Origin of the sequence: Streptosporangium sp. NPDC001681, assembly GCF_040298085.1 — a bacterium.
In the GTDB taxonomy this organism is placed as follows: Bacteria; Actinomycetota; Actinomycetes; order Streptosporangiales; family Streptosporangiaceae; genus Streptosporangium.
This window is the reverse complement of the sequence record NZ_JBEOZN010000235.1, coordinates 1-6,978: the sequence shown is the minus strand read 5'-3', so window position 1 is coordinate 6,978 and position 6,978 is coordinate 1. Positions and strand designations below refer to the sequence as shown.

Below are 6,978 nucleotides of genomic sequence, written 5' to 3'. Positions count from 1 at the left end.
GCCAGGCCACCGGCCGCCAGGCGGTGGGGGGGGGGGGGCCCCCCGGCCCCGCCCCCCGCGCCGCCCCCGCCGCCGCGCGGCCACATCCAGGCCGTCCCGGCGCGTGCGAGCCGGGAGGCGGCGCGCCCCCCGGTGAGGCTCACCGGGCACAGCGCGCCGCTGGACCTGGGCGAGCTGGCCGGGCCGGTCGCCGCGCTATTGCGCGAGTTCACGCTGCTCGACCTGGCCGCGATCACCCCCGCCGACGACGGCTCGGGGTCCGCGCTCGCGGCCGCCTTGGCGGACCCGAGCTTGGTGACCGGCACGCTCGCCGAGTACACCGCCGTCTGGAAGCAGCCGTGGCTGCCCATGTACGTCCAATGGGACCTGCGCTATCACGCGGTGCCGTACATGAGCGACGGCCAGGCGAACTGGGCATTCAAAGACGACGCCTATGAGTGGCTCGGCACCGGTGCCGACCCCGGCGACGGCTACACCGGGCCGACCTGGCTGCCGTTCGCAGGCCGGGCGTTCGTCACCCCGGCAGCACCCTACGTCGTCGCCTCCCAGATCGACCGGCTGCTTCAGACCTACGCGGCCGACGACGCCGGGGCGTTGCGCACCCTGCACGCCGACTACGGCGCGATGGACCTGCTCTCGCAGACCCTCGACGGCTTCAACGACCATCTGCTGATGCGCGACACCGGGGTGCGCGCCCGCATCCCCGAACACACCGCGCGGCTCACCGGCGACGTCGGGCACGTCGCCGACCCCGGCGCACCCGGCGACGACTCCCGCTCCCGGTTCCAGCCGGTCCGCGCGGGCCAGTTCTACTTCCGGGACCTGCGGATCATCGACCGGTTCGGCCGCTGCGCGGTCATCACCAGCGTCCCAGGCGACCGGTTCAAACAGTTCCGGCCGGTACCGGCGGCCAGTGTGACCCCGACTCGGGAGCTGGCGCCCGGCATCGAGAACTCCCAGCGGTTTATCCAGCTGCCGCCCCGGCTGCTGCACGACGCCCGGGTCCGGCTGGAGCTCGCGCGCGGGCAGGACGACACGGCGCTGCTCGCGGGCCGGGCCGCGCCCGCCGGGCCGGACTCGCCGCTCACCGGCTGGCTGCTGGTCAACCACCTCGACGACAACCTGCTCATCTACGGCCCCGACGGCGACCCGGTCGGTGAGCTCCGGATCATCCGCGGGACGGCAGGCGAGGAGGCGGTGGCGTTCACCCCGCTGCCCGGCTCGCCCTACCGGCGCGAAGACGATCCGGCGTTGGCACAACAGCATCCGCACCTCGCCCCGTTCGTCCGGGAACTGGTCGGCCCGCCCGGCCGGTATGCGGCGCTGCTGGCCACCATCGACCAGACGCTGGAGAGCGTCGTCGACCCGTCCGCCGAAGACGACCGGACCCCGGCGCGGCTCACCGGGCGCCCCGTCGCGCTCTACCGCACCCGGCTCACCCTTCAGCTGCGCGGCCGGCCACTGACCAATCCCGGCTGGGACCAGGCGCTGAAGCCGGACCCGGAGGAGTACCCGAACCCCGACCAGCAGGAGTACCCGACCTACACCTGGCCGATCCGGCTCGGCGAGCCCGACCAACTGTCGGATGGGCTGATCGGCTACTACGCCAGCGCCACCGGCCCCGGCGGCCAGAGCGACTACACGCGCCTGCACGTGGCCGCCCCCGCCACAGACGACCCGTACCTGGTGGACATCGGCAACGGCGAGCATCTCGCGCTGCCCGCCCGGCCGCCCGGACAGGAGGTCATCCACCACCTGACGATCCTCGCCGACCCGCACGTGCCCGTGCACGCCACCACCGACATCCTGCCGGTGACCGAGCTGCGGCTCCCCGGTGACCTGGCGCACCAGGCACTGCGCCGGATCCGTGCGGCCTTCCGCCTCAACCCGCTGCTCGCACCCGTCCGCGTCCCCCCGCCACCGGAGCAGGAGAACCGTTCGGAAGGACAGGAGCATCTCGTCGTCGTGCAGCCCGCCGCCCACCACGGCACCTGGACATGGGCGCAGCCGTACACCGACCCCGGCGACGGCGGCCTCGGCTGGACGGAGCTGCCGCTGCTGGCCGCTGATGCCGCCGCCCACCCCGGCGATGCCGTCCCGCACACGCGCGCCGGCTACCTGCTGCTGCATCCGGCCGTGACCGACATCCCCGAACAGCCCTGAACGGAGCACGCCGATGGCCATCCACGCCCGTTCCGCCGGGACGCTGCTGCGCTACACCCTCAAGACCGTCCCGGCCCCCGTGCCGATCAGCGGCGAAAATGACCAGGATCTGCGGCTGGAGTTCAAGATCGAAGCACCCCCCGGTCAGAGCGTGTACTGCAACAAGATCCAGATCCGGTTCCTGCACGGCGCGGCGCCGGAGGCGTTGTCGCAGACCGCGCCCGCGGAGGTCTACACCGGGGTCGAGGCCGCCAGCCCGCCCGCGTTCGGGCAGAACTGGACCCGCAAGGCCGAGCTGGTCGACAAACAGGCCGTCTTCACGTTCACCAACTCGCGCAAGCTCGAATTCAAAGGCGCCACCACGGTCACCCTGGTGCTGTCCAGCCTCATCGTCAACAAGACGCAGGGCTCGGTCAAGATCGAGGTGTCGGAATGGACAGCCGCCGACAGCTCCGCCCCCCTGACCGAAAAGCAGCTCGACCCGCCCTTCCCCATCGACAAGTGGCCCGCGGAGTTCACCTTCCAGAATCTGCGCCCCGACCGGATCTCCGTGCCGCGCGGCGAGAAGGTCACACTGACCTGGGAGGCCAGCCGCAAGCCCATCTACACGATGCACTGGGACGACCAGCAGCAGTCCGTCACCGGCGACCTGAGCTGGGAGTCTCCGGCGCTGGAGCGCACCACCGGGTTCATGCTCATGGCACAGGACGACTCCGGCGGCGCGCCGCTGATCTACGCGCTCACCACCGCCGTCACCGTGACCGAGCCCAATCTCACGGTCGGCGACCTGGAGGCCAACGGCGTCGTGCGGATGCAGGGGCCGCGGGCGGCGATCGCCGCGCCCCCGCGCGGCCAGGCCCGGTATTTCAAAGCCGGCACCGACGGCACCGTCGTCGGATACCTGCAGGCCGCCAGCGGGCAGCCGGCCGCCACGCTGGCCGCGACCGTCTACCGGGCCGCGACCGGCGAGTACACCATGCGCTTCAGCTCCGACAACAGCGCCGGGACGACCATCGAGACGCCGATCAGCATCCCGATCCCGGCGGATGCCGAGGTGCGCCTCTACCACGCCGGCAACGACGGCGACACCCTGAACCTGGCCTGGTTGCCCCGCGGCGCCGGCACCTTCGACGAGATCACCCCTCCCACCGCCTGACCGTCCCTTCGGGAGCCCGCATGCTGCTGTCCTACGATCTGGCCCTCGATCCCGACCCGCCGCAGACCGGCCGCCCCTGCCTGCTGCGACTCACCGTGCGTGCCATGGCCCCCGCCTTCTGCCGGAAGATCACGCTGTCCCTGCCGGCCGGCACCGGAGCCGCCCACTTCACCGCCGCCCCGGCCGCCATCACCCCGCAGCCGGTGCAGGGCGGCGAGGACGCCGACCAGGGCGGCGGCTGGCGGCTCACCCGCGCCGACGCCGCCGACGCCGCCAGCGCGGTCACCTTCACCGCCCTGCCCACCCAACCTCGGGGCTGGCTGCTCGGCGTCACCCCGCTCACCCTGGAACTGGCCGGCGTCACCGCCAACGCCACCCCCGGCACCGCGACCCTGCGCATCGAGGAGGAGACCTCCTCCGACGGCCTCACCTGGCAGACCCAGACGATGGAGCTGCCGCTGCCGAAGTTCCCCGACGGGTTCTTCTTCGGCGACCTGCGGCCCGAACTCCTCATGGTGCCGAACGGCGGGCACGCCGAACTCACCTGGCGCGGCTCCCCGGCCGTCTACACCCTGACCTGGGCGGGCGAGCACGGCGGCTCGGGCGGGCAAGCCGACGTCTCCGACGTCACCACCTGGCTCTCCCCGCCGCTGCACGACACCACCGCATTCCGCCTGGCCGCCCGCCTGCCCGGCAGCACCGCCGAACGCGTCCTGACCACCCTGGTCACCGTCGCCCTGCCGCACCTGCGCACCCACGACCTGACCGCCACCGGGACGGTGCGGCTGATCGGCGCCGGCCATTCGATCGAGATCGGGCGGGAGCGGCCGCACACCTTCCAGTCCGACACCGACGGTCTGCTGATCGGCCGCGTGCAGGCCGTCGCCGGTGCGACGCCCGCCCAGATGGAGGTGACCGCCCTGGCCGACGGCGGCGGCCAGGAGTACCGGGCGGTCTTTACCTCCGACAACGCCGACTCCGGCAAAATCCCGGCCGAGACCCCGTTTGACGTGCCCGTGCGGCGCGGCACCACGATCACGATCACCTGCCGCTACGCACGACCCCCGGCCAGCCCCGAACCCATCGAACCGTTCTTCTCCCTGCTGTGGCTGCCCTACGGCAGCACTAACCGCATCATGTGAACCGAATCCCTATGTGTCCTGTGCTCATCGGGGTGTCGTCACTGCCACCGGCCGCCGTTCAGGCGCTCACCTGGGAGAGAAGGACACGTCGGGCATCTGGCCAGGCTCATTGGCGTCCTGGAGGCCCTCCGCTCGGGGTGTCGTCACCAGGGGCACCGTGCGATCGGCATTCGACCGCAGGTAATACTGCCCGGTGGCAGGAACGTGGTCGACTGGCGTGGCCGGTAACCGGCGAAAGGCCGGGCGGCCGGTGGCGGGTCTCTCGCCGGACACCTGATCGAGAGGTCCCTCGCGGTGGGCGGTGTGTCCGTCCTCGCGCCGCGGTTCACCTTGACTCCGCCGGGCACGGCGGGTCGTACGGAGAACGCCGCCTGGCACCCGCGTACCGTCGAAAGGCGACGGGCGCCTTGGGCCTGCCCGGTGGCAGGCCCTAGCATCCAGATGTGCAGAATGATGTTCTAAGGGCCGGGGTGGTCCCACGCACCCTGCTGACCGCCTTCTGGCTCTGTTCCGCGGTCCATCTGGTGCTGGTCGCCGCCGGCGAAGGCCCGATGAACTCGGTGACCAAGGCGCTGCTGATGCCGCTGCTCGCGGCCTGGGTGCTGGCGCGGCGGGGACCGCGCCTGCTGGTGGCGGCGCTCCTGCTCTCCTGGGGCGGTGATGTGGCCCTGGAGATCGACGGTCTCTTCCTCGCGGGCATGGCCCTGTTCGCCGGAGCGCACGTCTGTTACGTGACCTGTCTCGTCCGCGAGGGGGCACTTCGGGCGCTGCGCCGCCGTCCGGCGATCCCGGTGGTCTACGGCGTCCTGTGGGCGGGCATGGTCTTCCTCCTCTGGCCCGGTCTGGGCGACCTGCGCCTGCCGGTGGCCGTCTACTCGCTGCTGCTGACCGCCACCGCGGTGACCGCCGCCGGTCTCGGCCCGCGCATCGGGGCCGGGGGCGCCCTGTTCCTGCTCTCCGACGCGCTGATCGCGTTCGGCCTGGCGGACCTTCCCCGCCCGCCGATGACCGGCCTGGTGATCATGGCGACCTACGTCGCGGCCCAGTACCTCCTGGCCTCGGGCATCGTCGATCGCCTCCGTAGCTGAGGCGGTCACACCGCCTCCGGCGGACGTCCCCCTCCGCCGGAGGGGGACATCCGATCGGCCCGCTTCGGGAGATCGTCACCAGCGGGGTGGCGAGCAGGTGCCGGGGCTCTCCGTGATCACCTTTTCATCTCCGACTCGGTGGCGAGCCTGATGTCGAACGTGACGTCCAGGTAGGGCCCGTCCATCCCGTACCGCTCGATCGAGGCCTGGTCCTCGCGCGGCTCGAAGTCGACGATGATCTCCGGCTTGACCGCGAAGGCGGCGTCGGAGTCCAGGTAGGGGTCGTCGTTGACGAACACGTGGGTGGTCAGCGTGTGATGCCCGGCTGCCTCGACGCGGATGTGAAGATGGCCGGGGCGCATGGGATGACGTCCCATGGCGCGGAGCATGTCGCCCGCCGGGCCGTCCATCGGTACGGGGTAGCTGGCGGGCTTCACGGTGCGGAACCAGTACTCGCCGTTCTCGTCGGCGGTGAACAGACCGCGCAGGTTGCCTTCGGGCTGCTCGGCGTCCTGGGTGTCGTAGTGGCCCTTGTCGTCGGCCTGCCACACGTCGAGGATCGCACCCGGCAGGCGGTTCCCGTGGCAGTCCTGCACGGTGCCGTGGATCACGGCACTCTCGGCCCGGCCCCATTCGGGGCCCGCGGCGATGAGGTCACCCAGCTCGCGCGGCGGGGCCACGGAGTGGAAGGGACCCTCCACCGAGCTCGGCGTCATGTCGGCCGGTCCCTGGTTGTTCACGTCATCGACGAGCGTGGTCAATCCCAGCATGTCCGAGAGCAGGACGAACTCCTGCCGGGTGGGCGTGCAGAACGAGCCGGTACGCGCGAGGAAGGCGAGTCCCGCCTCCCACTCGGCCGCCGTCGGCCTCACGTCCTCGACGAAGCCGTGCAGGTGACGGATGAGGCTCTCCATGATGGTCATCAATCGGGTGTCCGCGCCCTGGAGCTGGCCGACGACCTGCTCGGTCACCGGGTGGCTGCCGGCCGGGCCGTGCCCGGCGCTCACGGTCTCACTCATGCCCAGTCCTCTGCGCTCGCTGTGTTGATCACTGGAGTACGGACGCCGCTCGACTTCCCGATCTCCACCTCGACCACGTCGCCGTCGTGCAGCAGCCACGGGGGTGTACGCGCGTAGCCGATCCCGGACGGCGTTCCGGTGGCGATGATGCCGCCGGGCCGGAGCGTGAACACGCGGCTGTTGAACGAGGGAGTCGTCCCTGCCGGGAAGATCATCTCATTGGTCGAGGAGACCGAGGGTATCCGGCTCGTCAAGGAGCCGGGAGAGGCGGGTCGCTCCGCGGGGTTCTTCGGCCTGGACGTCACCGGTGAGCAGAGCCCGGCACGTCCTCGGCCCGAGGACGAGCCGGGCGCAGCTCACCCCAGGCAACAGATCGGTTACAAAACCGCCCAAAACACACCCACCAACCT

The 6,978-nt window shown here is 71.5% G+C and carries 7 protein-coding genes; 5 read left to right on the top strand and 2 right to left on the bottom strand.

Annotation, left to right across the window (positions count from 1 at the left end; genetic code table 11):
• The 4 genes from ABT130_RS46465 to ABT130_RS46450 all read left to right on the top strand — a co-directional run.
• Positions 1–2,163, top strand: a 2,163-nt coding sequence (locus ABT130_RS46465; protein WP_350966331.1) for a hypothetical protein, incomplete at its 5' end; no start/stop codon positions are given.
• Positions 2,164–2,176: 13 nt separating this feature from the next.
• The gene (locus tag ABT130_RS46460; RefSeq protein ID WP_350966330.1) at positions 2,177–3,319 is read left to right on the top strand and encodes a hypothetical protein; all 1,143 of its coding nucleotides are present in this window, start codon (positions 2,177–2,179) and stop codon (positions 3,317–3,319) included.
• A 20-nt stretch (positions 3,320–3,339) separates the two neighbouring features.
• Positions 3,340–4,461, top strand: a complete 1,122-nt coding sequence (locus tag ABT130_RS46455; protein WP_350966329.1) for a hypothetical protein — start codon at positions 3,340–3,342, stop codon at positions 4,459–4,461.
• Between the two features lie 443 nt (positions 4,462–4,904).
• Positions 4,905–5,549, top strand: a complete 645-nt coding sequence (locus tag ABT130_RS46450) for a lysoplasmalogenase (protein ID WP_350927477.1) — start codon at positions 4,905–4,907, stop codon at positions 5,547–5,549.
• Between the two features lie 116 nt (positions 5,550–5,665).
• Here ABT130_RS46450 and ABT130_RS46445 read toward each other — a convergent pair whose 3' ends face one another.
• Positions 5,666–6,568 carry a dioxygenase family protein gene (locus ABT130_RS46445; protein WP_350966328.1) on the bottom strand — a complete coding sequence of 301 codons (903 nt, stop codon included), beginning with the start codon at positions 6,566–6,568 and terminating at the stop codon, positions 5,666–5,668.
• Positions 6,565–6,783: a fumarylacetoacetate hydrolase family protein gene (locus ABT130_RS46440; RefSeq protein WP_350966327.1), complete on the bottom strand. Its 219-nt coding sequence runs from the start codon at positions 6,781–6,783 to the stop codon at positions 6,565–6,567. The genes ABT130_RS46445 and ABT130_RS46440 overlap by 4 nt, the downstream gene beginning before the upstream one ends.
• Positions 6,784–6,787: 4 nt before the next feature.
• Between ABT130_RS46440 and ABT130_RS46435 the strand changes: the two genes are divergently transcribed.
• Positions 6,788–6,978, top strand: a 191-nt coding sequence (locus ABT130_RS46435; RefSeq protein ID WP_350966326.1) for a hypothetical protein, incomplete at its 3' end; no start/stop codon positions are given.